The sequence below is a fragment of the Lachnoclostridium sp. An181 genome (genome assembly GCF_002160325.1).
In the GTDB taxonomy this organism is placed as follows: Bacteria; Bacillota; Clostridia; order Lachnospirales; family Lachnospiraceae; genus An181.
The window spans coordinates 41,025-65,044 of record NZ_NFKJ01000006.1 but is presented as its reverse complement, the minus strand read 5'-3'; the positions used below and the strand labels follow the sequence as shown (position 1 = coordinate 65,044).

General features: G+C 43.3%; 19 protein-coding genes and 1 tRNA gene. 15 read left to right on the top strand and 5 right to left on the bottom strand.

What is annotated here, in order from left to right:
• Position 1 precedes the first annotated feature (1 nt).
• Genes B5F18_RS05695 through rseP form a run of 3 tightly spaced genes read left to right on the top strand, consistent with a single transcriptional unit; the run spans position 2 to position 2,997 of the window.
• Positions 2-802 (top strand): phosphatidate cytidylyltransferase, encoded by an 801-nt coding sequence (locus B5F18_RS05695; RefSeq protein WP_087156705.1) that lies wholly within the window; start codon positions 2-4, stop codon positions 800-802.
• Between the two features lie 14 nt (positions 803-816).
• Positions 817-1,959: a 1-deoxy-D-xylulose-5-phosphate reductoisomerase gene (gene dxr, locus B5F18_RS05690; RefSeq protein WP_087156704.1), complete on the top strand. Its 1,143-nt coding sequence runs from the start codon at positions 817-819 to the stop codon at positions 1,957-1,959.
• A gap of 3 nt (positions 1,960-1,962) precedes the next feature.
• Positions 1,963-2,997 carry an RIP metalloprotease RseP gene (gene rseP / locus B5F18_RS05685; protein ID WP_087156780.1) on the top strand — a complete coding sequence of 345 codons (1,035 nt, stop codon included), beginning with the start codon at positions 1,963-1,965 and terminating at the stop codon, positions 2,995-2,997.
• 48 nt (positions 2,998-3,045) lie between these two features.
• On the opposite strand, the gene B5F18_RS12495 is transcribed toward rseP, so the two are convergent.
• On the bottom strand, positions 3,046-3,186 hold the full coding sequence (locus tag B5F18_RS12495) for a hypothetical protein (protein ID WP_162607542.1): 141 nt from the start codon (positions 3,184-3,186) through the stop codon (positions 3,046-3,048).
• 312 nt (positions 3,187-3,498) lie between these two features.
• Here B5F18_RS12495 and B5F18_RS05680 point away from each other — a divergent pair.
• Positions 3,499-3,583 (top strand) — tRNA-Ser (locus B5F18_RS05680).
• A 67-nt stretch (positions 3,584-3,650) separates the two neighbouring features.
• On the opposite strand, the gene B5F18_RS05675 is transcribed toward B5F18_RS05680, so the two are convergent.
• From B5F18_RS05675 to B5F18_RS05665, 3 genes are all read right to left on the bottom strand, one after another.
• A complete protein-coding gene (locus tag B5F18_RS05675) occupies positions 3,651-3,863 on the bottom strand; it encodes a hypothetical protein (RefSeq protein ID WP_143468375.1) in 213 nt (70 codons plus the stop codon).
• Between the two features lie 184 nt (positions 3,864-4,047).
• Positions 4,048-5,028: a GH25 family lysozyme gene (locus B5F18_RS05670; RefSeq protein WP_162607541.1), complete on the bottom strand. Its 981-nt coding sequence runs from the start codon at positions 5,026-5,028 to the stop codon at positions 4,048-4,050.
• Between the two features lie 114 nt (positions 5,029-5,142).
• On the bottom strand, positions 5,143-6,405 hold the full coding sequence (locus B5F18_RS05665; RefSeq protein WP_087156701.1) for a peptidoglycan-binding protein: 1,263 nt from the start codon (positions 6,403-6,405) through the stop codon (positions 5,143-5,145).
• Positions 6,406-6,505: 100 nt separating this feature from the next.
• On the opposite strand from B5F18_RS05665, the gene B5F18_RS05660 reads away from it, so the two are divergent.
• The 6 genes from B5F18_RS05660 (at position 6,506) to B5F18_RS05635 (ending at position 15,797) form a co-directional block, all read left to right on the top strand.
• Entirely contained in the window at positions 6,506-7,720 is a 1,215-nt protein-coding gene (locus B5F18_RS05660) for a transglutaminase domain-containing protein (protein ID WP_087156700.1), read from the top strand.
• 250 nt (positions 7,721-7,970) lie between these two features.
• Positions 7,971-11,171 carry a carbamoyl-phosphate synthase large subunit gene (gene carB, locus B5F18_RS05655; RefSeq protein ID WP_087156699.1) on the top strand — a complete coding sequence of 1,067 codons (3,201 nt, stop codon included), beginning with the start codon at positions 7,971-7,973 and terminating at the stop codon, positions 11,169-11,171.
• Positions 11,172-11,256: 85 nt separating this feature from the next.
• The gene (locus B5F18_RS05650; protein WP_087156698.1) at positions 11,257-11,928 is read left to right on the top strand and encodes a response regulator transcription factor; all 672 of its coding nucleotides are present in this window, start codon (positions 11,257-11,259) and stop codon (positions 11,926-11,928) included.
• Between the two features lie 17 nt (positions 11,929-11,945).
• Positions 11,946-12,941, top strand: coding sequence for a sensor histidine kinase (locus tag B5F18_RS05645; RefSeq protein WP_242955812.1), 996 nt, complete (start codon positions 11,946-11,948; stop codon positions 12,939-12,941).
• A 119-nt stretch (positions 12,942-13,060) separates the two neighbouring features.
• The gene (locus B5F18_RS05640; RefSeq protein ID WP_087156697.1) at positions 13,061-13,828 is read left to right on the top strand and encodes an ABC transporter ATP-binding protein; all 768 of its coding nucleotides are present in this window, start codon (positions 13,061-13,063) and stop codon (positions 13,826-13,828) included.
• Positions 13,821-15,797, top strand: coding sequence for an ABC transporter permease (locus tag B5F18_RS05635; protein ID WP_087156696.1), 1,977 nt, complete (start codon positions 13,821-13,823; stop codon positions 15,795-15,797). Before B5F18_RS05640 ends, B5F18_RS05635 begins: the two co-directional genes overlap by 8 nt.
• 78 nt (positions 15,798-15,875) lie before the next feature.
• On the opposite strand, the gene B5F18_RS05630 is transcribed toward B5F18_RS05635, so the two are convergent.
• Positions 15,876-16,973 (bottom strand): pyridoxal phosphate-dependent aminotransferase, encoded by a 1,098-nt coding sequence (locus tag B5F18_RS05630; protein WP_087156695.1) that lies wholly within the window; start codon positions 16,971-16,973, stop codon positions 15,876-15,878.
• A 129-nt stretch (positions 16,974-17,102) separates the two neighbouring features.
• Between B5F18_RS05630 and B5F18_RS05625 the strand changes: the two genes are divergently transcribed.
• The 5 genes from B5F18_RS05625 (at position 17,103) to B5F18_RS05605 (ending at position 24,019) form a co-directional block, all read left to right on the top strand.
• Entirely contained in the window at positions 17,103-20,375 is a 3,273-nt protein-coding gene (locus B5F18_RS05625) for a DUF5717 family protein (RefSeq protein WP_087156694.1), read from the top strand.
• Between the two features lie 20 nt (positions 20,376-20,395).
• Complete coding sequence (locus B5F18_RS05620; protein WP_087156693.1) at positions 20,396-21,679, top strand: DUF5716 family protein; 1,284 nt, start codon at positions 20,396-20,398, stop codon at positions 21,677-21,679.
• Positions 21,654-22,445 carry a hypothetical protein gene (locus B5F18_RS05615; RefSeq protein WP_087156692.1) on the top strand — a complete coding sequence of 264 codons (792 nt, stop codon included), beginning with the start codon at positions 21,654-21,656 and terminating at the stop codon, positions 22,443-22,445. Before B5F18_RS05620 ends, B5F18_RS05615 begins: the two co-directional genes overlap by 26 nt.
• Positions 22,446-22,516: 71 nt before the next feature.
• Positions 22,517-23,311 carry an amino acid ABC transporter substrate-binding protein gene (locus B5F18_RS05610; RefSeq protein ID WP_087156691.1) on the top strand — a complete coding sequence of 265 codons (795 nt, stop codon included), beginning with the start codon at positions 22,517-22,519 and terminating at the stop codon, positions 23,309-23,311.
• Between the two features lie 57 nt (positions 23,312-23,368).
• Complete coding sequence (locus tag B5F18_RS05605; RefSeq protein WP_087156778.1) at positions 23,369-24,019, top strand: amino acid ABC transporter permease; 651 nt, start codon at positions 23,369-23,371, stop codon at positions 24,017-24,019.
• The last annotated feature ends 1 nt before the right edge of the window (position 24,020 follow it).

Here is a 24,020-nt window from a genome sequence, read left to right as displayed (position 1 = left end):
GATGTTTAGGACAAGATTAATCAGCGGGATCATACTTGTGATCATTGCGCTGATCACCGTTATAAGCGGAGGTCCGTTATTGTTTGGCACGCTTTTGATCATCAGTATGATCGGGATGAGCGAATTGTACCGCGTTTTGAATGTGCATAATCAGCTTTTGGGCGGCGTAGGATATTTAGGAGCCATTGGTTATTATGTCCTGCTGTGGCTTGGAAAGATGGAATATGTTCTGCCGCTTACAATCGCATGTATCATAACATTGATGGCGGTGTATGTGTTTTCTTACCCGGGATTTAAGGCAGAGCAGGTCATGTTGGTATTTTTTGGTATATTTTATGTGGCAGTGATGCTCTCCTATATTTATCAGACAAGGAATCTGGAACAGGGAGCATTTCTCGTATGGCTTGTATTCCTCTGTTCCTGGGGATGTGATACATGTGCTTATTGCGTGGGAATGCTGATCGGAAAGCATAAGATGGCTCCAAGACTCAGCCCGAAAAAATCGGTAGAAGGCGGTATTGGAGGTATCGTTGGAGCCGCTCTTTTAGGAGTAATTTATGCGTTGTGTATCAACCGGTTTGCAAATGTTGGAGCTAATATTTTGAATTATGCATTGATTTGCGGTGTCGGAGCTATCATTTCTCAGGTGGGAGATTTGGCTGCCTCTGCGATCAAGAGAAACCATGCAATCAAAGATTATGGAAGATTGATTCCTGGACATGGGGGTATTCTGGACCGTTTTGACAGTGTGATCTTCACAGCGCCGATCATATTTTATCTTGCAGCAGCGCTGATCAAATAGGGAGAGAGTTCGATATGAAAAAAATAGCAATATTGGGTTCCACAGGTTCGATCGGAACGCAGACGCTTGAAGTGGTGAGAGAAAATAAAGATATTGAAGTGACGGCGCTTGCAGCCGGAAACAATATCAAACTTCTGGAAGAGCAGATCCGCGAATTTCATCCTGCCAAAGCAGCGGTGTGGGATGAAAAGAGGGCCTGGGAGCTCAAAGAAAAAGTCAAAGATTTAGAAGTAAAGATCGTGTCGGGTATGGAAGGCCTGATAGAAGTGGCAACAGATGAAAGGATGGAAATTCTGGTGACAGCTATTGTAGGGATGATTGGGCTTCGCCCTACCATTGCTGCCATTCAGCGCGGGAAGGATATTGCACTTGCAAACAAGGAGACTCTTGTCACAGCAGGGCACTTGATCATGCCGCTTGCAAAAGAGTACGACAGTGCAATCCTTCCGGTGGACAGTGAGCACAGTGCGATTTTTCAATCCATGCAGGGCAGTAACAGGAGTGAAGTGAAAAAAATCCTTTTGACTGCTTCAGGAGGTCCGTTTCGGGGAATGAAAAAAGAAGAATTGACAAAGATTAAGGTGGAGGATGCGCTGAAACATCCAAACTGGAGTATGGGCAGGAAGATTACGATCGACTCCTCCACCATGGTGAACAAGGGACTGGAAGTGATAGAGGCAAAGTGGCTGTTTGGAGTTTCTGTGGATGATGTACAGGTCGTGGTACAGCCTCAGAGCGTGATTCATTCCATGGTGGAATTTGTGGATGGAGCAGTGATGGCCCAGCTTGGAACACCGGATATGAAACTACCGATCCAGTATGCCCTGTATTATCCAAAAAGACGTCTTCTTTCAGGTGACAGACTGGATTTTTGGAAAATTGGAAAACTGGATTTTGAGAAACCGGATATGGATACCTTCTATGGACTGAGACTTGCATATGAGGCGGGGAGAGAAGACAGTACACTTTCCACAGTGTTCAATGCAGCGAATGAGAAGGCTGTGAGCCTGTTTCTTGACAGAAAGATTTCGTATCTTCAAATACCAGAGATTATTCAACGATGTATGGAAAACCACAGATCGGTCTTTCATCCTTCTGTGGAAGAGATATTGGAGGCGGAAAGGGAAACCTACGAGTATATAGAAGGAAGGTGGTAGTTGTTGGGTATTATATTTGCACTGCTGATTTTTTCAGCGATCATCACGATTCATGAGTTTGGACATTTCATTATTGCAAAAAAGAACCACATCGATGTCATGGAATTTGCGATCGGAATGGGACCGAAACTCATAGGAAAAGAATATAAAGGGACCTTGTACTCCATCAGGTTGCTGCCGATAGGCGGTTTCTGCGCTATGGGCGAGGATGATACGGATGTGGAGAATCTGACGGAGAACAGTTTTAACAATAAATCCGTGTGGGCCAGAATGGCTGTGATTTTTGCAGGGCCTGCTGCTAATTTTATTCTGGCATTCCTCTTGTCCGTAATTTTGGTTGGATGGCTTGGCTATGACCAGCCTGTAGCAGGGGGGATTGTAGAAAATTCACCGGCCTGGGAGGCAGGACTTCAGGAAGGTGACAGGATTGTGAAGATGGATAATAAAACAATCCATATTTTCCGTGAGATTACTGTGTATAATCAAATGAATGCAGGGAAAGAAGTAAAGGTGACATATGAAAGAGATGGAAAGCGTGACACAGTCGCCATTCAGCCACAAAAAAGTGAGGATGGGAGCTATCTGTTTGGGATTTCCGGAAACGGGAATACAAAGGCGAATCCATTGACTGCGCTGCAGTATGGGTTATATGAGGTAAAATACTGGATCAGCACAACCATTGACAGTCTCAAGATGTTGTTTACCGGTGCAGTTGGTGTGGATCAGTTGTCAGGACCGGTTGGGATTGTGAATCTGGTGGACGATTCCTATGATGCAAATAAAGTATATGGGATTGGGGCGGTCGTCTCTACATTTATGAATATCGCCATACTCATCTCCGCAAACTTGGGAGTCATGAATCTTTTGCCGATTCCGGCTTTAGACGGTGGAAGGCTGTTGTTTTTGATCGTGGAGGCGATAAGAGGAAAGAAATGGAGCCAGGAGAAGGAAAGTATGATAAACTTTGCAGGATTTGCCCTGCTGATGGCGTTGATGGTCTTTGTCATGTTTAATGATATAAAGAGAATATTATTCTGATGATAGGGAGGGATTGAAGAACTTGGATTTCAATCCCTTCTTTTTTATTTATTTTTGAAGTGCGGAAATATCAATTCCAAGTTTTTTTAAAAAATCTTTGACCTCGTAATTTGGATACGCATGCTTTTTGATTTCTTTTTTATTAAATATTTTCTTGGGTGTTGAAAAGTCTGATTTTTGTGCTGTCATAGTTTACAACCTCCTGTTTTGGTTCATAAAATTTTCAAAAGCTCATCACATTTTTATCACAATTTCGGGGTATATTAATATATGAAAAGTAAATAGATACTTTTCTTTTTCATAACTTTTCCAAAGCCGGGGAACCCGCCCCGGCTACCTTTATGTCCGGACTCAGGATGAAAATAGAAAGGCCAAAGCCCTTTTCTAATATATGCGGGAGTGATTGTCCGGGATTCCAGGTTTTTAAATATGTATCAAAATTTGAAAGAAGAACTGGAAGAAAGAGATGCTTTGTGATATAATATTTTCGGTTTTGAATGAGCTGCAGTGCCAGAGAGGCTGAATGGCACGGTCTCGAAATCCGTTGGTCCGTCAGGGCACGGGGGTTCGAATCCCTCCTGCAGCGCTCCAGCAACAAAATAACAGTCGGCGATTTCCAGCAAAACTGGATTTTCCGGCTGTTATTTTTTCGTTTATTCGTCCATATGGGTATATATTTGGATGATTTTAACTCCATCGCGGTAGGTGGTTTTTGAGGTCCCCATATAGGAGTAGATTTCTGTCCCGTCTGTGTCATAGATTTCCACCATGGTGACGGGTTCTGTATTGATTTCTATGGATGCAGGCTCGTCAGCTGCTTTTGGTTTTTGGTTTTTACATCCTGTGAACAGAAATAACGCAAGCATGAGGCATATTCCGATTTTGGGTAAGATTTTTTTCATTTTACATATTCCTTCCTGTTTGATTCTATCAGTTTGTCCATCTTATATTGTTATATGCAAAAAAGTGCTGAATTAGAACCAGGAATTGGAAAATGAAAGACCGGCAAAGGGATACCGGCGATTATTTGCGGTATCCCTTGCCGGATCATTATGACTCGATCATATAGTACCAGTCTGTACCGCCAAGATATCCAACACCCAATCCATAGGCATTTTGAAACCTGGCGATCCCGTTCATGGTTGGACTTTCAGCGTAGCCGTCAGCATAACCGGCATCGTAACCTAAATCGTTGAGGCGCTCCTGTGTCCAACGGATGAGGTTGCCACGGTCTTTTTCGTGTACCGTGTAATTTTTTGATAGAAAAGTATAGAGAGTATCCTCTGCAACCCCATCTGTTCTGCCGGTATAACCTGCATTTTCTTTGAGAATGATCTGTAATTTCTGCACCCTGCTGTCGTAGAGCATGCTGTACTTCCGCACAGGGGTTGGTCCCCGTTGTCCCATCATATTTGTTTTAAGGGCAGGAGAAGGGACGGCTCCAAGAAGACTTTCATCGTAGAGATAATTCATATCTACATTGCCCGAAATTCCAGGAACGGATCCTTTTGACGTGTACTGCCAGATGTCAAATTTCCTGCCCTCTGGTTTTGCGGCTGCATATCTTGCAATCCATACAGAGTCTCTTCCAAAAACATCTCCTTTTAGTTTTGTCTTAAAATTGTTGTCATTGGAATAAATTCCTACTTTGCAGGAGATGGATTTTTGAATTTGACTGCGAAAAATTTGGTAGAAGTCTTCCAGCTGCCTTGTGGTTAATTTGGCGATCGTGTCTTCCTCCATATCCCAGTAGACAGGAAGAGAAAGATGTTTTCCTTTTATCAGACGAAGAACATGTGCGGCTTCGGATGCGGCCTGCTTTTGAGTGGCTGCATAAGAGTAGAGGTATACTCCGTAGGGGATGCCAAGTTTTTCGCACTGGGCACTGTTTCTGCTCCACTGTGTGTCATCCTGGGAAGAGATATCGTCCCCGTAACCACAACGGATAATGGCACCTGCAATATGAGGTTTGACCAAATTCCAATCAATCTCCCCGTTGTGATGGGACACATCGATGATCTGCTTTTGCATGACGTATCCTCCTTTCAATAGAGTTTTATTTGGTATTATATGCAGCATTTTAAAATTTGGCATAAAAACAGGGATGCCTGGTAGGGCATCCCTGCCGGAAGAGAAACAAAAAAATCAGCTAAGCTCCGCGATGCGTGATACGCCGACATAAATTTCTGATATTTTATACCAGGTGCGGTAGTCGACAGTTCCGGTTTCCGGCAGACCGAAAACGGATTGGAATACCCGTACAGCCTCAGCTGTGGCAGGACCATAGATTCCGTCTGCAGAGATTTTCGGAATCAAAGGATATGCGCCTGCGATGACGTTCAGTTGTTCCTGCATCTGCCGCACTTTGTCACCTGAAGAGCCGATATCCAGTGTGTATCCAGGCCATGAGGCGGGTATGCCGGATATCTCCTGGGCTGTGTTGATGTACATATCATCTCCGTAGTAGTATCTTAAGATTTCAATGGCGGAATATCCCTGGTCACCAAGACTTTTGGAGCCCCATTGTGTCATCCAATTCGGACACTGGACACGCCTTCCGTCGCAGTACTGTGTGAGGATAGGCTGGCGGACATTTGGCCTTGAGAGATAGTTGGAGAACAGTTCATCAACAACCTGTGAAATAGGTTCAAAGATATTTCGGTTTGGGATCCATTTGTGGTCAAAAGCCGTGGAGGAGGTGATGGTGAAATCATATCCTTGATTTCTGTACCACTCTGTATAGACACGGTTTAGTGTAAATGACATAATAGCCAGCACATTTGCGCGGATGGTGTTTTGCGGCCAGGTCGCATAGATTTCACTGGATGCAACGTTTTTGATATAGTCTTTATATTTTACATAATGATTTTGGGCGGTATTATCCCGTGGGGAGCCGTCATGGACAACAATATATTCCGGAATGACAACACGGCTTAAGACAATCTCTCCGGTTTCATCTACTGGTTTGATTTCATCCTCTGCGATTTTGGGAGGATAATAGCCATACAAAGTGTGGGCAGGTATAGAGTACACAAAGTCAGGATTGCTGGAGCTGTCCATTGGCCGCAGTACTACATTTTGAATGGCAGCTGTTTCCGGCAGGATTTCAATTCCAGATATGGTGACGGGAAAATAGCCGGGTGCAGTCACCTGAATCGTATATTCGGAATAAGGCTGCTGGTCTGAGTTTACGTCGAGACTGTATTCCAGCGGCGGGGTTTCAAGCGAAAGGGTTTCACTCTGCCCAAGGCTGTCCGTGGTCAGTTCTTCCAGTGTATTCTCGGGAACCCCAGTGTAGGACAAAAGTATGCGGGCGTCGGAGATGGGATAGGAAGTGACAGCAGAAGTCAGATTGATTTTTAACGTACCTATATCCGGGGTGTCCGCCTGTATCATTTTGCGTTTCATAAAAGCACCTCAATTTCATATATTACTATATAGCTTATGCATTTTTGTTTACAATGTGTCTGAAAAAAGGTATTTTTTAAGAGAGAAAAGGAGCTGATATATGAAAAAAAGACAGAGGAGAAAAGGTTGCGCGCTGATTCGGATGCTGATTTGTGTTTTTGGGATTCTTCTGTTTGCGCTGGCTGGCGTCAAGGGCATACATGATTGTTTTGAGAGGCTTGACCAAAAGAAGGCAAAGGAAGTGTCCCAGGCAGTGGAGAGGATACCGGATTCCATGCACAGGCAGATAAAAGAAAATTTTTATTATAATATACTGCGGACAGACGAGGAAAAAGTGGCGTACGAAGAAATTCTTGCCGGGATTGAAAACGAGGAGGAGAAGATCACGGTTCATTTAAACGATCCTAAGCGGGTCAACCGCATCTATCAGATGGTGCTTATGGATTATCCAAAGTATTTTTGGTGCACAGGAAACAGTGAAACCGCCGGGTATGAGAGCGAAGACAGCTCATCTATTTTGACACCTGAATACAGCTGTTATGGGGAGGAGCGTGCAAAAAAGAAGGAAGAACTGAAAAAGGCGGCCGCGGAATTGAAAAGCCGGATCACCATTTTGGGAGATTCTTATGAGACGATAAAGTCTGTGTTTGAGGAAATCATACGCTGGACAGAGTATGAGCTGGATTCACCGGATAATCAGAATATTTATAGTGCGCTCGTAAACCGGAAGTCTGTCTGCGCAGGATACGCAAAGACGACAAAGTATCTTCTGGATATGTTTGGGATCCCATGTATTTATGTGGTGGGATCCGTATCCGGACAGGGAGCGCATGCCTGGAATATCGTAGAATGTCAGGGAGAGTATTATCATGTGGATACAACATGGGGAGAGCCGGTGTTTTTAAGGGAAGAGGGAACGGAAACTTACGGAAGCATTGTCTATGATTATCTGTGCTGCTCAGATGAGGAGCTTTTTAAGACCCACACAGAAAGTGAAGAGTATGACTATCCTGCATGTGTTTCTGAGAAGAACAATTATTATCGGTTAAACGGTATGTATTACGAAACTGCAGATGCAGAGGATATGAGGAAGGCCATGAGGGCATCCATTCAGCAAAAAAAGGAGTCGGTCTCTTTCAAATTTCATGATAGAACACAGTACGAAAACGCGCATGAGCTTTTATTTGACTCTCTTTTGGAGGAGTCAGTGCAGTATCTTGGAAAACTTTACGGACTGGATGTTGTGACTTACAGCTATGAGGAAGCAGAAGAGTCAAACAGGCTCACGGTATACTGGAAATACGGAGGCGATTAAATTTCTGTGTATCCATGCCCGAAAAAGTGTTGAAAAATGACACAACTTATGTTACACTTTTTACAATTTGAGAATGAGGGCGCTCTAGAAAGACTTCTGCTAGAGCGTCTTTTTTTGCGGAGGAGACTTGCGCAAAGCTTCAAGGAATTTTGAAGCCTTCACAAAGGAATAAAAGAAAGGAACAAAAACTTGTTCCTTCTATTTTTGTGTCACTATGAAGACTTTAAAAAATGAATGGAGGAAGTAAATAATGCCAAAGAATAAAGAAATCAAGAAAGTACTTGTCATTGGCTCCGGTCCAATTGTTATCGGTCAGGCAGCGGAATTTGACTATGCGGGCACACAGGCATGCCGTTCACTTAAAGAGGAAGGAATGGAAGTTGTACTCGTCAATTCCAACCCGGCAACGATTATGACAGACAAAGATATTGCAGACCGCGTATATATTGAACCATTGACTGTAGAAGTAGTAGAGCAGATTATCAAGAAAGAAAGGCCAGACAGTGTACTTCCTACATTGGGAGGCCAGGCGGGCTTAAACCTTGCCATGGAGCTTGAAGAGAAAGGGTTTTTGAAGGAAAATAACGTAAGATTGATCGGTACAACGAGCGAGACGATCAAAAAGGCAGAAGACCGATTGGAATTTAAAGAGACGATGGAAAAAATCGGCGAGCCGATCGCAGCGTCTTTAGTTGTGGAGAATGTGGAAGACGGACGTGATTTTGCTGCGAAAATCGGATATCCGGTTGTGTTAAGACCAGCTTATACACTGGGAGGAAGCGGCGGCGGAATTGCCCACAATGAAGAGGAGCTGGTGGAGATCCTGGAAAATGGTCTGCGTCTTTCCCGTGTAGGACAAGTTCTCGTAGAGAGATGTATCGCAGGATGGAAAGAGGTAGAGTATGAGGTGATGAGGGACAGCGCTGGCAACTGTATTACAATCTGTAATATGGAGAATATTGATCCGGTTGGCGTACACACAGGAGACAGTATCGTAGTGGCACCGTCCCAGACACTTGGAGATAAAGAATATCAGATGCTTCGTACATCCGCTCTGAATATCATCACTGAGCTGAAGATTACAGGAGGATGTAACGTACAGTTTGCGCTTCATCCGGACAGCTTTGAGTATTGCGTTATTGAGGTAAATCCTAGGGTGAGCCGTTCTTCAGCGCTTGCGTCAAAAGCGACAGGATATCCGATCGCAAAGGTAGCTGCAAAGATCGCACTCGGGTATACATTGGATGAGATTCCGAATGCCATCACAAAGACAACATTCTCAAGCTATGAGCCGACACTGGATTACTGCGTTGTAAAACTTCCAAGACTTCCGTTTGATAAATTTATCAGTGCAAAGAGAACATTGACAACGCAGATGAAGGCGACCGGAGAAGTAATGAGTATCTGTGACAATTTTGAGGGTGGACTTATGAAAGCCATCCGTTCTTTGGAGCAGCATGTGGACAGCCTGATGTCCTATGGCTTTACGGCTCTTTCAAGGGACGAGCTCATTGAACAGCTCCACGTGGTGGACGACAGAAGAATCTGGGTGATCGCAGAAGCACTCAGAAAAGGAATCTCCTACGATGAGATTTTCAACATCACAAAGATTGACAGATGGTTTATTGATAAAATCCATAATCTTGTCAAGATGGAAGATGCATTGAGGAAAGAAGAGCTTACGCCGGAGCTTTTAAAAGAGGCAAAACGGATGGAATTTCCGGATTATCTGATCGCCTCCTTAAGCGGCAGGACGACAGAAGAAGTGCGCAAGATGAGAAAAGACAATGACATCATACCAGCTTACAAGATGGTAGATACCTGTGCAGCAGAATTTGAGGCATCCACACCGTATTACTATTCTGTATACGGAGGAAAGAATGAGGCGCTGCCGTCCAATGACAAAAAGAAAGTACTTGTCCTTGGTTCCGGCCCAATCCGTATCGGACAGGGAATCGAATTTGACTTCTGTTCTGTTCATTGTACATGGGCATTTGAAAAAGAAGGTTATGAGACGATCATCATCAACAATAATCCGGAAACAGTAAGTACAGACTTTGACATTGCAGATAAACTTTACTTCGAGCCATTGACTCCGGAAGATGTGGAGGCGATCGTGGACTTGGAGAAACCGGACGGAGCGGTCGTACAGTTTGGCGGCCAGACAGCGATCAAATTGACAGAGGCGCTCATGAAAATGGGTGTACAGATCCTTGGAACATCCGCTGAGAACGTGGACGCTGCAGAAGATAGAGAACTTTTTGACGAAATTCTTGAAAAATGCGGAATCCCTCGTCCAAAGGGAGGTACTGTGTTCACAGCGGAAGAAGGAAAGGAAGTCGCAAACAGACTGGGCTATCCGGTGCTTGTAAGACCTTCTTATGTTCTCGGCGGACAGGGTATGCAGATTGCCATCAATGACCATGATATTGAAGAGTTTATCGGAATCATCAACCGCATTGCACAGGATCACCCGATTCTTGTAGACAAGTACCTGGTAGGAAAAGAGATTGAAGTTGATGCGGTCTGTGACGGGGAGGATATCCTGATTCCTGGAATCATGGAACACATTGAACGTGCAGGTATTCACTCCGGAGACAGTATCTCCGTTTACCCGGCAAAAAGTATCAGCGAGACGACAAAGAAGAAAATCGAAGAATACACAAAAAGGCTGGCGAAGTCTTTGCATGTGATCGGACTGATCAACATCCAGTTCATTGTGTGCGGAGAAGAGGTGTATGTCATCGAGGTAAACCCTCGTTCCAGCCGTACAGTTCCATATATCAGCAAAGTGACCGGAATCCCGATCGTTCCGCTGGCAACAAAAGTGATCACCGGAAAGAAGATAAAAGAACTTGGCTACACACCTGGACTCCAAAAAGAGGCAGAATATTTTGCGATCAAGATGCCGGTATTTTCCTTTGAGAAAATCCGCGGCGCGGACATCAGCCTTGGACCTGAGATGAAATCAACAGGAGAATGCCTTGGAATTGCAAAGACTTTTGATGAGGCTCTCTATAAAGCGTTTTTAGGAGCAGGCATCAATCTTCCGAAACATAAAAATATGATCATGACGATCCGCGACTCTGAAAAAGCGGAGGCTGTGGAGATCGGTCGCAGATTTGCAAACATCGGGTACCGTATTTTTGCGACAAGAGGAACTGCAGATGCGCTGAACGCAGCTGGAGTGAAGGCAATCCCTGTCAATAAGATCGAGCAGGAATCCCCGAACCTGATGGATTTGATCTTAGGACATGAAATCGATCTTATCATTGACCTGCCGCCGCAGGGTGCGGACAGAGCAAGGGATGGTTTTGTCATCCGCAGAAATGCAATTGAGACAGGTGTCAATGTTTTGACAGCCATGGATACAGCGGAAGCACTCATCACCAGTCTGGAAGATAACACAGTGGATAAACTTACTCTTGTGGATATCGCCACAATCGAATAGAAAAACCACAGATGGCAGGGTGTCAAAAAGAGAGGAAACTTTTTGGCATCCTGCCAAGTTCTGTATTTTGAGAGGAGAAGAAGACATGTACAAAATACTGATCGTGGAAGATGATGTGACAATTGCACGAATCCTGAAGGGGCATCTGAAGAAATGGAATTACGAAGTCGATTATGTGGAAGATTTCAAAAATGTGATGGCAAAAGTAAGCGCTTTTAGTCCGGATCTGATCCTGATGGATATCAGTCTCCCATTTTTCAATGGTTTTCATTGGTGTCAGGAGATAAGAAAAGTTAGTACGATCCCTGTCATTTTCATCTCCTCATCCTCGGACAATATGAATATTGTGATGGCTATGAATATGGGAGGAGACGATTTCATTGAAAAACCGTTTGATCTGGATGTGATCACCGCCAAAATCCAGGCTATGGTAAGGCGCAGTTATGCTTATCAGGGTACCATGAATATCATTGAACACAGAGGACTTGTGCTCAGTCTGAAAGATGCAACATTCTTATATAAAGAGGAAAAAGTGGAACTGACAAAAAATGAATTCCGGATTCTGGAGGTTCTCCTGGAAAACAGTGGAAAAATTGTCTCCAGGGATGAATTGATGAAACGTCTCTGGGAGACGGAGAGTTTTGTTGATGATAATACCTTGACCGTGAATGTGACAAGGCTTAGAAAAAAACTTGCCAATGTTGGGCTTGTGGATTATGTCAGGACAAAAAAAGGGATCGGCTATACAGTTGACTAGAATCAGGGGGAAAAAATATGGGGCAAAATACTATGCTGCGCTATATCGGAGAATATAAAAGAAGTTGGATCAGGGTGGCAATATTTTTTGTGGCGGTGGCACTCATTGGCTATCTATACCGGATATCTGCAGAAAGTTTTGTCTACATGGTACTGATATTTTTGGCGATAGAGACAGGGACTCTGTTTCTGGAATATCCTAAGTGGAAAGAGAAAATGTCCAGTCTAAACAGTGTAGAGGACGGGAATATTCTTGTTCTGGACGAGTTTCCGGAGACAGAGTCAGCACTTGAGGGGGCATACCGGAACGCTTTGCGCGCCATAGACAGACAGGGAAGACAAAATCTGGAGAGGGAAGTTCAGAAGAAAAAAGATGCGCTGGATTACTACACTCTCTGGGCGCACCAAATAAAAACACCGATCGCAGCAATGCGCCTGATGGTGCAGTCCGATGAAGAGATTTCCAGAGAGGAAATGCAGGATGAACTTTTTCGCACAGAACAGTATGTGGAGATGGTTCTCCAGTATGCACGGCTTGGAGATATGTCGCAGGATCTTGTACTTAAAAAAACAGATTTATTCGAGATGACAAAGACGGCTGTAAAAAAATACAGTGGCTCCTTTATACGGAAGAGGATACGCTTGGATATGGATGAATTTTGGACAGAAGTGCTGACAGATGAGAAGTGGAGCTCCTTTGTTCTGGAGCAGATTCTCTCCAATGCACTGAAATATACCAAGAGGGGTGGGATCATCCATATCCGGAACGAAGGGATGAAATTGATCGTGGAAGATGAAGGCATAGGAATTGCACCGGAAGATCTTCCGCGGGTATTTGAAAGAGGGTTTACCGGCTACAACGGAAGGGAAGAAAAAAGAGCCAGCGGTATCGGACTATATCTTTGTAAAGAAATTTTATCTGGTCTGTCCCACAAAATAGAGATTACATCGGCTCCTGGGGAGGGCACAAAAGTTTCCATTGACTTTACAATGCGCAAAGTAGAAATTGAATAGCCGTCCTTACAGGGAACCTTTCAAAAGTGTAAGGTTAAAACAAAGAAATGTAACGAGAAACAATGGTGTTGCATTTCTTTTTTTCGGTATACTGTTAACAGAAAAAGGAGGCAGAAGAGATGAGCATTTTAAAAGTCAATCATGTAAAAAAGATATACACAACGAGGTTTGGAAAACAAAGGGTAAATGCGCTGGAAGATGTTACTTTTTCTGTGGAAAAAGGAGAGTACGTGGCGATCATGGGCGAGTCCGGCTCAGGAAAGACAACGCTTTTGAACATTTTGGCAGCGCTTGACAAGGCCACATCCGGGCAAGTATTGCTGAATGGAATGGATCTTTCAACAATCAGGGAAAAGGAGATAGCAGCATTCCGGAGAGAAAACCTGGGGTTTGTATTCCAGGATTTTAATCTTTTGGATACCTTTTCTCTTCAGGATAATATTTTCCTTCCCCTTGTTTTGGCGGGAGTCAAATACGATGAGATGCAAAAAAGACTTTTCCCTATAGCGAGAAAATTAGAGATTGGAAATATTCTTTCTAAATATCCTTATGAAGTTTCCGGAGGGCAGAAACAGAGAACAGCGGTGGCAAGGGCACTGATCACAAATCCAAAACTTATTTTGGCGGACGAACCGACAGGAGCACTGGACTCCCGGTCATCAGATCAGCTTTTGGGATTGTTTTCGGACATCAATGCAGAAGGACAGACCATTTTGATGGTGACGCACAGTACGAAAGCAGCGAGCCATGCGGGCAGAGTTTTATTTATCAAAGACGGCCAGGTGTATCATCAGATATACCGCGGAAATCTCACCAATGAAGAGCTGTATCAGAAGATTTCAGATACTCTGACCATGATAGCGACAGGTGGTGGAAGATATGAATAAAGGATTTTTTTGGAAACTGGCGCGCGAGAATATGAAAAAGAACAGAAAGGATTATGTTCCTTATATGCTTACCTGTGTTGGAACGATCGCGATGTTTTATATTATCTATGCTCTTACATTTTCAAAGAGCATGGATACTCTTCCGGAAGCGAGTACAATCCGCACGTTACTGTTTTATGGGGTGATCATTGTCGGACTGTTTGCAGTGATCTTCCTGTTTTATACAAATAGTTTTCTTATAAAGAGAAGGAAAAAAGAATTTGGGCTTTACAATATTCTGGGAATGGAGAAAAAACATATCGCAAAAATGATGTTTTTTGAGACCGTGTACATTGCATTTGTCAGCTTTGCGGGCGGAATCATCTTTGGAATATTTTTAAGCAAACTAGTCTTGCTTTTGCTGTTGCGCATCATGGATTTCCATGTTGTATTTGGGATTGAGATCAATATTCATGGAATCTTAGTTTCGGCGTGCATGTTTGGGGTTATTTTTCTTTTCATTTATGCAAATGCAGTCCGTCAGATCCATCTTTCCAATCCAGTGGAGCTTTTAAAGGGAGGGCAGGTTGGAGAAAAGGAGCCAAAAACAAAATGGATCACTGGAATTTTGGGGTTTTTGTTTGTGGGAATTGGATATTATATTGCGAACACGGTGGAATCTCCGGTGGAGGCCATGTTTAAATTTTTTATTTCCGTCCTGTTTGTGATCGTGGGAACCTATTTCGTCTTCAGTGCAGGCAGCATTCTTTTGTTGAAATTCCTAAAAAAGAATAAAAAATTTTATTATAAACCAAATCATTTTACAATGGTTTCCGGAATGATATACCGAATGAAACAAAATGCAGTGGGATTGGCAAACATCTGTATTCTTTCCACAATGGTGCTTGTCATGGTATCGACAACGGTCAGCATGAATGTGGGAATTGAAGACATTATCCATACCCGTTATCCGGCAAGCTTAAGTATAGAGGTAAAAAATGTAAGCAGGGAAGAGGCAGACAAACTGTCAAAGACAGTTGATAATATTTTAACCGACAGCCATTTAGAAAAGAAAACGGAAATCTCTTACCGCAGTTATTCGTTGACAACTGTTGTAAAAGACGGAAGGATCAAGAATTTCAACAAACTGGGTGATATGACGAACCTGACGGGGATTTTGCTTTTGGAGATTGGAGATTACAATCGAATCTGTGGAGATGATCTAAAGCTGAACAAAGGACAGATCGGAGTCTTTGCCTTAAGGGGAGAAAAACTGGATGGTGTGATCAGCTACGAAGACAAAAGCTGGAAGATTGTAAAACAGATTTCAAAGGTTCCGGTTGCCGGGGAGTATGCGGCTTTCATGGGAGATGTGTACATCTTTGTGATGAACCAGGAGGATGCTATGGAGTTTGCCGCAAAATATTATGAGGGCACAGATGTCAATACGGAAGGTATGGAATATTATAAAGGCATCACACTTGTCAATGACACGAAAGAGACGGAGAAACAGGTGTCCGCACAGGTATCTGCTTATCTTCGGGAACATGGACTTGCCGGAAGTGTTGAGGGAAGGGAAGAAAACAGAGAAACTTTTTCCCAGTTTTACGGGGGATTTTTGTTCCTTGGGCTGTTCCTAGGAGCCATCTTTATCATGGCCACAGTGCTGATCATCTACTATAAACAGATATCGGAAGGACATGATGACAAGGCAAGATTTGAGATTATGAAAAAGGTAGGAATGAGTGAAAAAGAAATCAGGGCCAGCATCAGAAGCCAGACACTGATGGTATTCTTTATACCTCTTGTGTGCGCATGTATCCATGTGGTGGCGGCATTTAGCATGATGAAGAAAATACTTGCGGTGATGAATTTGAATAATGCAGAGATGTTCGTGAAGGGAACCGTGGGAACAGTGTTCGTTTTTGCCGCTGTTTATGCAGTGGTATATATGGCTACAGCGAGAGAATATTACAGAATTGTCAAATAGAAAAAGCGGTCCGGAAAATGATATGATCCCTCTTAAGTAGAAAAGGTAAATAACCAAAATCTACTTAAGGGGGTTTTTCTATGTCTCAAGAAATGTCTTCAAATGCTGCAAAAGCCGGTCATTTTCTTTCGGAAGCATAATGCAGAAACGGATGAATTCTCCGTCAAGACCCGGAAATGAGCTGCAGTCCCTCACCATCAGATGGTTTTGGATCAGATATTCAAACACGTCATACGATGTGGTGTGAGGCTTTGTGATTTCAATCAGGATAAAGTTTGCATAGGCAGGATACAGCCTGATATTTTTCCAACTGGACAGTTCCCGCATCATACGGCTGCGCTCCTCCTCGATAAGTGAACGCACATTGCCGATATAGCTTGTGTCGTCAAAGAGGACTTCCCCGGCAAAGGCAGCAGCGCTGTTGACGCTCCACGGGTTTTGGACTTCCCGCATCTGTCTTAGAAGATATGGACTGCTTGTCACGCCGTATCCAAGCCGAAGTCCAGGGGCTGCAAAAAATTTGGACAGGCCCCGTAAAACGAGAAGGTTTTTAAAGGAAACAACAAGCGGTACTGCGCTGATATTTTTTGGAGAAAATTCACAGTATGTTTCATCGATCATGACAAATACATTATGTTTTTGGCATGTCTTTAGAAGAATGCGGATTTCGTCAACTGTCAGTGCGGATGAAGTTGGGTTGTTTGGATTGCACAAAATTATAAAATCCACCTCAGGGTGTTCTGAAAGTGTTTTCAAAAAGTCATCCATGTCAAGACGGAAATCCTGCCTTTTTTTCAGATAGTAGCTTTTGTAAGAGCAGCCGGCAAGTGTAAGTTCTCTTGTGTATTCGGAATAAGAAGGACCAAGCAGCAAGGCATGTTTTGGACCCAGAACAGAGATTGCAAGCGTGATAAGCTCTGTCGTTCCGTTTCCGGGGACAATATATTCGTCAGATGTATTGCAGTAACGTGCAGCATGCATGCGCAATGATCTGTACTCACGGTCCGGATAGGAACTTAGGATATCCAGATTTTGACATAAAAGATCTTTTAGATGTTCGGAAAGACCGAGTGGATTTACATTTGCGCTGTAGCAGACAATTTTATCCCGGGGAATGTGATAGTATTCTGCAACTTTTTCTAGATCACTTCCATGGAAGGATGGTTTTATGTTCATCTTATCGACCTCATTTCTTATTTATGTAAGATACGGCATTGCTTTTGGTATCACAGTAATGCTATAATAATCCATTATAGCGCAATTGGATAAAAATGCAAAGTACGGGTAGGGGAAGCAAAAGATACTATGAAGAATAAAATAAATAAATTTGCAAAAGGAAATTTCCAGATGACGCATCCGGATATTATTTTTCCTAAGACACAGATCATCATACATGTGGAAGAGGGAAAACAGTATAGAGGAAATTTTGAGATCAAAGGGAAGGGAGGAGGAAAGATAAGGGGGCTTGTCTATACCTCTTCCTTGAGAGTGCGTTTTAAAGAACAGGGATTTGAGGGGACTGCAGTGAAACTGGAGTTTGTTTATGATGGAAGAGGACTGATGCCTGGCAATGTTGAGTGCGGGGCTTTCACTGTTGTGTGCAATGGCGGAGAGTATGACATCAAATTCACGGCTGTGATCGAAAAACCCTATTTGATGACAGAGTATGGGAAAATTCAGAGCATCAGAGATTTTAAAAATCTTGCCATGCAGGATTATGATGTGGCACATCGCCTGTTCCGCTCCAGAGAATTTTACGGGCTGCTCAAGCATGAAGAGCCAAGGATTTACAATTTATACGGCAATATGAGAAGGTGGTCTCTTGGCGAGCAGGCTATGGAAGAGTTTTTGGTCGGAATCAAACAAAAAGAGAGGATTTTTCTCACTCTTAAGGAGAATGAAAAGAAATTTTCCAATATATCTGAGCCGGTGAAAGAATTGATTCCAATTGAGAAAAATACATGGGGATATATGAAGATAAAGGCAGAGACTGTCGGAGAATTTTTGTCAACAGAGCGGGAGGAGTTCTGCACAGAACATTTTATTTCAAATGTATATGATTTTGCGTATACAATTGATGACAAGAAACTGCATGCGGGTCACAATTACGGGAAAATCATTTTTTATACTCCATACGAGGAGCTTGTGTATCAGGTGGATGTGTGGAAAGAACCAAAGGAACAGGTTTCTTGCGGGGAGCGTCTTGTTCTGGCAAACATCTTGAAAAATCTTCTTAAATGCGACCGGGGAGATCTGGGAAAAGAGGTATGGCTGAAAGATTCGCTGGAAAGTCTGAAAAAGCTGTATGAGGAGAGCAGAAATGAAATCTATCTTTTCATGCAGGCACATGCATGTCTGTATGCAGGAAAAGAAGAGAAGGCTAAATGGATTTTGGAAAACTATGATTACAATCGGTTGCAATTGAGCGAATGGCCGGAGAAAAATTCATATTATCTCTTTTTAACAGCCTGCATCCGCAAAGAAGGAAGCCATGTGCAACGGGTGATAGAGGAGATAGAAAAAGCATATTCTCAGAACACAGATTCCTGGAGTCTTTTCTGTATGATGCTCAATATCCATCCGGAGTACAAAACACCGGAGAAGAGACTGAAGGCGATCAAAACACAGGCACCGATCGGGGCGAATGAAATTTTGTTTTACAGAGAGTGTTACCGTTGTTACAGGGAGAAAAAGGAAACTCTCAAACGACTGGGAGCATTTGAAATCCAGGTTCTGAATTTTGCGGCAAAATACCGACTTATCTCATCTGAGATGGCCTTTTACATTGCAAATCTCGCTAGCCAGAAAAAGGAATTCAACCGGATGCTGCTGCGTCTTTTGATGCGTCTGTATGGGGAATACAAGGAAAAATCACTCCTGTTTGCAATCTGCACGATGCTGATTAAAGACAACAGAACTTCCGGAGAATACTTTAAATGGTATGAAATGGCTGTGCAGGAAGGATTAAAGATTGCCCAGCTCTACGAATACTATATGCTGTCTTTGGATGTCAGGAAGTTTCGGGGAAGGCTGCAGAAGAGTGTCCATCTTTACTTTATGTACGGCAACACACTTCCATATAAAAAAGCTGCGTTTCTGTATGCAGATATAATTCAAAACGAGGATGAAGAAGGGCAGATTTACAGACATTACAGAGAAGAAATGGAAAAGTTTGCATGGAGCCAGCTGTCGAAACGTCATATCAATGAGCAGCTGCGCATTATATACCGGAAATTCTTAAATGTGAGGTATCTGGATGCAAAGCGGATGAATGCGCTCAATGACATATGCCATGCCTATGAGGTGAAGACAAAAAATCCACGGATGAAGTGGATTCTTGTGATAGAAAAAGACGGAAAAGTAAACCAGCATATCCCATACAAAGGGGAAGGGACAAAAGTCTATCTCTATGACAAAGAGGCACGGATTGTGTGGGAGTCAAAGGACGGGATGTACTATACGGATTCCATTGGCTATGATACGGAAAGACTGTTTTATGAGCCAATCTACATTGAACTTTGTAAAACCTACATGGATGGATCCGGAGACAGGAAAGGGGCACAGGAGATAGAAGAAGTGACCTTTGACAGCGTAAAACAAAAAGGACCGGATGCCTATGAACTGGCTGATGTATTGAAGGTATGTACAGGGAAGATTCAAGAAACGGAGTACGCAGAGGACGATTATTTAACCTTTTTAGCTTTTTGGCTGTTTGAAAGGGGTCAGTATGATCAGGTGAGCCTTGCTTATCTGGCGCAGTATTATTGCGGGGCTACCAAAAAGATGAAAAGACTTTGGCATGCTGCTGTGGAAAAGAAAATTTCCGCACAAAATCTGGCAGAGAAAATTATTACACAGATGCTGTTTGCAGAGGAAGTGACAGGAAGCGAAGAAATTTTTCAGTATTACTATGAGAGAGAGCCGTATTTCAGGATCAAACAGGCATATTTGGCTTATATGGCACAGGAATATGTCGTGAAGGAAAGGATTGTGTCCTCCTGTATTTTTGAAATCATGGAAAAAGAGTTTGGGCAAGGAGAAGAGCTTGCGCAGGTTTGCAGGATTGCTCTTCTTAAATTCTATGCAGGAAAAGAGTTATCCGAAACGCTGGGCTCCATGCTCAAAGGATTCATGAAGGAAATGCGCTTAAAGAGCATTCTCTTTCCGTTCTATCTGAAATATCCAAAACAGTGGCTGCAGGAACTGATGCTACACGATAAGGTGATGGTGGAATACCATGCAAAATTTGGAGGAAAAGTAAAGCTTTATTATCAGATTGGCCCGGAAGAGCTGGAGGGGGCAGTGTATCAGTCTGAGATTTTGGAGCCGGTGTTTGAGAATATTTATGTAAAGGAGATTGTTGTATTTTCGGACGAATGTCTTCGCTATCAGTGGAAAGAGATAAGGGAAGAAAAAGAAAGTGTGAGTGAAAAAATGTCTTATCTTCCAAAAGATACTGATGCGGAGGGAAGGTACGGAAGAATCAATCAAATGTGCAAAGAAAAAGGCTCGATAAAAGGGATGGACGGCTATCAGTCAGAAGAAATGGCAGCAGAAGAGATGTTTGTATTGTACTAAAGAATGGAGGAAGGGAAAACATGAGGAAAGGCAGTATCATAGGATATGATTTGAATGACAGAGGCTGCCAAATCAGCTATTATGATGAAATAACGCAGGAGCCCCTTACATTGGAAGCGGAAGATGATTATGACCAGATTCCGATGGTGCTCGGCTATTCCCATGACACATGGAGTTATGGCAAGGATGCTGTTGAGATGGAAAGGCTTGGAAAAGGGGTCACGGTATCCGGTCTTCTCTCCCTTGTCATGCTTCAGGAAAAAATAGAAATAGAAGGAAACATATATGAGTCTGTCTGGCTTCTTGCAAAATTTGTCCAGCTTTCCCTGCAGAAATTTCAAAAGATTGATGGGATTACCTTCTCTGTCCCAAAGATGAACATTGATCTTGCAAAGATTTTAAAAGGTGTGGCCCAGAGGATTGGTGTCAGAAAAGAGAATGTTTATGTCCAGGATTACAAGGAAAGTTTCTGTCAGTACATGTTTTACCAGCCAAAGGAGCTGTGGCAGTATGAGGCGGCGCTTTTTTACTGTGACCATACAGAAATCCGTGCTTTTATGCTTAGAAAAGTGAAAAGTCCAAAGACCACAGATGAGAGAGTGTTTGTGACTGTGGATGAAGTGGCAGGAGCACAGATTTCGGAGATGGAAACTGTCTACTCCATGGTGGACAAAGAAGCTGCCAAGAATGCAGATCTGCAGTTTAAACGCTTTATTGAAGGGGTCTTTGAAAAAAAGCTGATCTCTTCCGTGTATTTGACAGGAGAGGGATTTGATACACGCTGGTTTCCGGATTCTTTAAAAGTGTTGTGCAATGGAAGAAAAGCGTTTGCCGGAAACAATCTTTACAGCAAAGGAGCCTGCTATACTGCATTTCGAAGACATTGCGGGTTCTGGGACGGGGCTGTATACCTGGATGAGACAAAGATGATGGAGCAGATTTCCGTGAAGGTGCGCAAAGGTGAAGGAGAATTCTGGCAGCCACTTGTTTTTTGGGGTGCGAGATGGTATGAATCAGACGGCGAGTGGGAGGCTATTGCAGATGATCTGGATGAAATCAACATAATCGTTGAATCCTTGGTGACAGGTGAAAAGAGACACTATCCGCTCAGTCTGAAAGGTTTTCCAAGGAGAAAAGGCTATTCTGTGCGTCTGAAGATCCAGGTCATTTTTGAGAATGAAAAGATGTGTAAAATATCAGTGGAAGATATTGGATTTGGAGAGTTTTTTGCACCTGCGGGGCGGAAGACAGAGAGGAAGATCCAGTTAGGAGGCAGCAATGGGCAGTTTAATTCTTTGCTATAGCCAAAAGGCATCCCAGCCGTATGAACTGGCAGGAATACACCGGAAGGTTTATACGTTGGAGGAGCTTGGATACTATTTGAATGAATATTTATATATGGTTGATGAGGGTATCTTAAATGAGGGACTCTGTTCATGGATTTTTGAGGAACTTGGAATGGAGGCATTGGCGGGAAGGCTCTTTCGGATATGCAGGTCTTGCGGTTCTCCGGAACAGTTTGTCATGCTCATTCTAAAAAGCATCCCGCTCTATACGGAAAAGGAATTGGAAAAGGTTGCATCCGTTCTGGAGAAACTGAAAAATCAAAATGAGACAGAGCGCAAAAAATTCAAGGCAGACAGCCTGGCTGATGATGGCCAGCTGGAGGAGGCAATGCTCGTGTACATGGAGATTCTCAAAGACATCAGGGAAAAAGAGGAAACAAAAAAAGAGTTTGAGGGAAGAGTTTATGCGTGTATGGGGGCCTTGTACGGAAAACAGTTCTTGTATGAACAGGCGGCAGCAATGTACGAGAAGGCATACGAAGTATGGAAGGAAGAGTCACTGCTCGCCCCTTATCTTTACTGCTGCAGAAAATATATGGATAAACAAGCGTATGAAACGCTGATAAAGGGAAAAGAGGCATATGGGAAAATTGAGGAGGAGCTGAAAAAGCGCCTGCAAGATGAGAAAATGAAACTGCAGCCTGCCGGGCCATCCTTGCTGGAAGACTTAAAGGAGCGTTACCGGGCCGGGGAAATGTTTGACAAACAGGAAAAAGTGTGCTAGAATTACCGCATGATTTAGTCTGGTAGAGTAGTCAATTACTAAAATAATAAAGCGGTCTGGAGGAATGAAAAATGAAAAAGAAATTAGCAGTTGCACTCTCAGCAGTGCTTGTTGCATCGGCAATTCTGTCAGGATGCGGCAATAAAAACAGCGGGGGAGAAGAGAAAGCCAAGACGGATGAATTTATTGTAGGTTTTGATCAGAATTTTCCGCCGATGGGATTTGTCGGAGATGACGGAGAGTACACAGGCTTTGATCTTGAGCTGGCAAAAGAGGTGGCAGACAGGCTGGATATGAAGTTTGTGGAAAAGCCGATCGAGTGGGATGTCAAGGACGCAGAGCTGGAGGCAGGAGGAATTACCTGTATCTGGAATGGATTTACCATGCAGGGAAGAGAGGATGCATATGCATGGACAGAACCATATCTGGATAATGAGCAGGTGTTTGTCGTAAAAGCGGATTCCGGGATTTCATCTGCCAAGGATCTGGAAGGCAAGATTGTGGATGTACAGACAGAATCATCTGCCCAGGCAGCTCTTGAGGAAAACACAGAACTTTCCAATACTTTTACCATGCAGGTAGTACCGGATTACAACACCGGTTTGATGGAGCTTGAGTCAGGGGCTGTGGATGCAGTTGCTATGGACAGCGTAGTTGCGGCATATCAGATACAGAAAAGAGGAGACGGATTTAAGATCCTTGATGATGTGATTGCAACCGAGGAGTACGGAGTAGCCTTTAAAAAGGGCAACGAGGAGCTGAGGGATAAAGTTCAGGACACATTGGAGGAGATGGCAAAAGACGGCACAATGGGCAAAATCTCCGAAAAATGGTTTGGTGAGGATATCACAATAATAGGAAAATAGCAGATGAGGAGGGTGTTGGAGGCAGCGCCCTCATTTTCTGTGAGAAGGAGTAAGATCATGGAAATATCAATTATGCTGGACAAGCTGATAGACGGAATGTGGGTGTCTTTGCTGATTTTTGGCACTACGCTTATTTTTTCTCTTCCTTTGGGGCTTTTGATCTCATTTGGAAGAATGGCAAAAAATCCGGCTGTGCGCACCATTTTCAAGTTGTACATCTCCATTATGCGCGGAACCCCTTTGATGCTGCAGCTCATGGTCATCTATTTTGGACCGCATTATATTCTGGGAATGCAGATTTCCCCTACATATAAAAATACAGCGGCTGCCATTGGATTTATTTTGAATTATGCGGCGTATTTTGCAGAAATATACAGAGGGGGAATCGAGTCCATGCCGGTAGGACAATATGAGGCAGCAAAGATTCTCGGATACAATAAAATACAGACGTTTATGAGAATCATTTTCCCACAGGTTGTGAAGAGGATTCTGCCGTCAGTGACAAATGAGACGATCACTCTTGTCAAAGACACTTCTTTAGCCTTCACTATTGGAGTTATGGAAATGTTTACGGTTTCCAAGGCGCTTGTGTCTTCCCAGGCATCCATGCTGCCGTTTTTGTTCGCTGGAATTTTCTACTATCTGTTCAATCTGATAGTTGCATTTTTGATGGAGCGTCTGGAAAAGAAATTGAATTATTACAGATAGG

Bases quoted from the DNA above. Each gene is read 5' to 3' on its own strand.
- B5F18_RS05650 (WP_087156698.1), top strand. From the start codon at position 11,257: ATGTACAAAATACTGATCGTGGAAGATGATGTGACAATTGCACGAATC.
- B5F18_RS05695 (WP_087156705.1), top strand. From the start codon at position 2: ATGTTTAGGACAAGATTAATCAGCGGGATCATACTTGTGATCATTGCG.
- B5F18_RS12495 (WP_162607542.1), bottom strand. From the start codon at position 3,186: ATGACAGCACAAAAATCAGACTTTTCAACACCCAAGAAAATATTTAAT.
- B5F18_RS05610 (WP_087156691.1), top strand. From the start codon at position 22,517: ATGAAAAAGAAATTAGCAGTTGCACTCTCAGCAGTGCTTGTTGCATCG.
- dxr (WP_087156704.1), top strand. From the start codon at position 817: ATGAAAAAAATAGCAATATTGGGTTCCACAGGTTCGATCGGAACGCAG.
- carB (WP_087156699.1), top strand. From the start codon at position 7,971: ATGCCAAAGAATAAAGAAATCAAGAAAGTACTTGTCATTGGCTCCGGT.
- B5F18_RS05620 (WP_087156693.1), top strand. From the start codon at position 20,396: ATGAGGAAAGGCAGTATCATAGGATATGATTTGAATGACAGAGGCTGC.
- B5F18_RS05615 (WP_087156692.1), top strand. From the start codon at position 21,654: ATGGGCAGTTTAATTCTTTGCTATAGCCAAAAGGCATCCCAGCCGTAT.
- B5F18_RS05640 (WP_087156697.1), top strand. From the start codon at position 13,061: ATGAGCATTTTAAAAGTCAATCATGTAAAAAAGATATACACAACGAGG.
- B5F18_RS05605 (WP_087156778.1), top strand. From the start codon at position 23,369: ATGGAAATATCAATTATGCTGGACAAGCTGATAGACGGAATGTGGGTG.
- B5F18_RS05670 (WP_162607541.1), bottom strand. From the start codon at position 5,028: ATGCAAAAGCAGATCATCGATGTGTCCCATCACAACGGGGAGATTGAT.
- B5F18_RS05630 (WP_087156695.1), bottom strand. From the start codon at position 16,973: ATGAACATAAAACCATCCTTCCATGGAAGTGATCTAGAAAAAGTTGCA.
- B5F18_RS05645 (WP_242955812.1), top strand. From the start codon at position 11,946: ATGGGGCAAAATACTATGCTGCGCTATATCGGAGAATATAAAAGAAGT.
- B5F18_RS05635 (WP_087156696.1), top strand. From the start codon at position 13,821: ATGAATAAAGGATTTTTTTGGAAACTGGCGCGCGAGAATATGAAAAAG.
- B5F18_RS05675 (WP_143468375.1), bottom strand. From the start codon at position 3,863: ATGCTTGCGTTATTTCTGTTCACAGGATGTAAAAACCAAAAACCAAAA.
- B5F18_RS05625 (WP_087156694.1), top strand. From the start codon at position 17,103: ATGAAGAATAAAATAAATAAATTTGCAAAAGGAAATTTCCAGATGACG.
- B5F18_RS05660 (WP_087156700.1), top strand. From the start codon at position 6,506: ATGAAAAAAAGACAGAGGAGAAAAGGTTGCGCGCTGATTCGGATGCTG.
- B5F18_RS05665 (WP_087156701.1), bottom strand. From the start codon at position 6,405: ATGAAACGCAAAATGATACAGGCGGACACCCCGGATATAGGTACGTTA.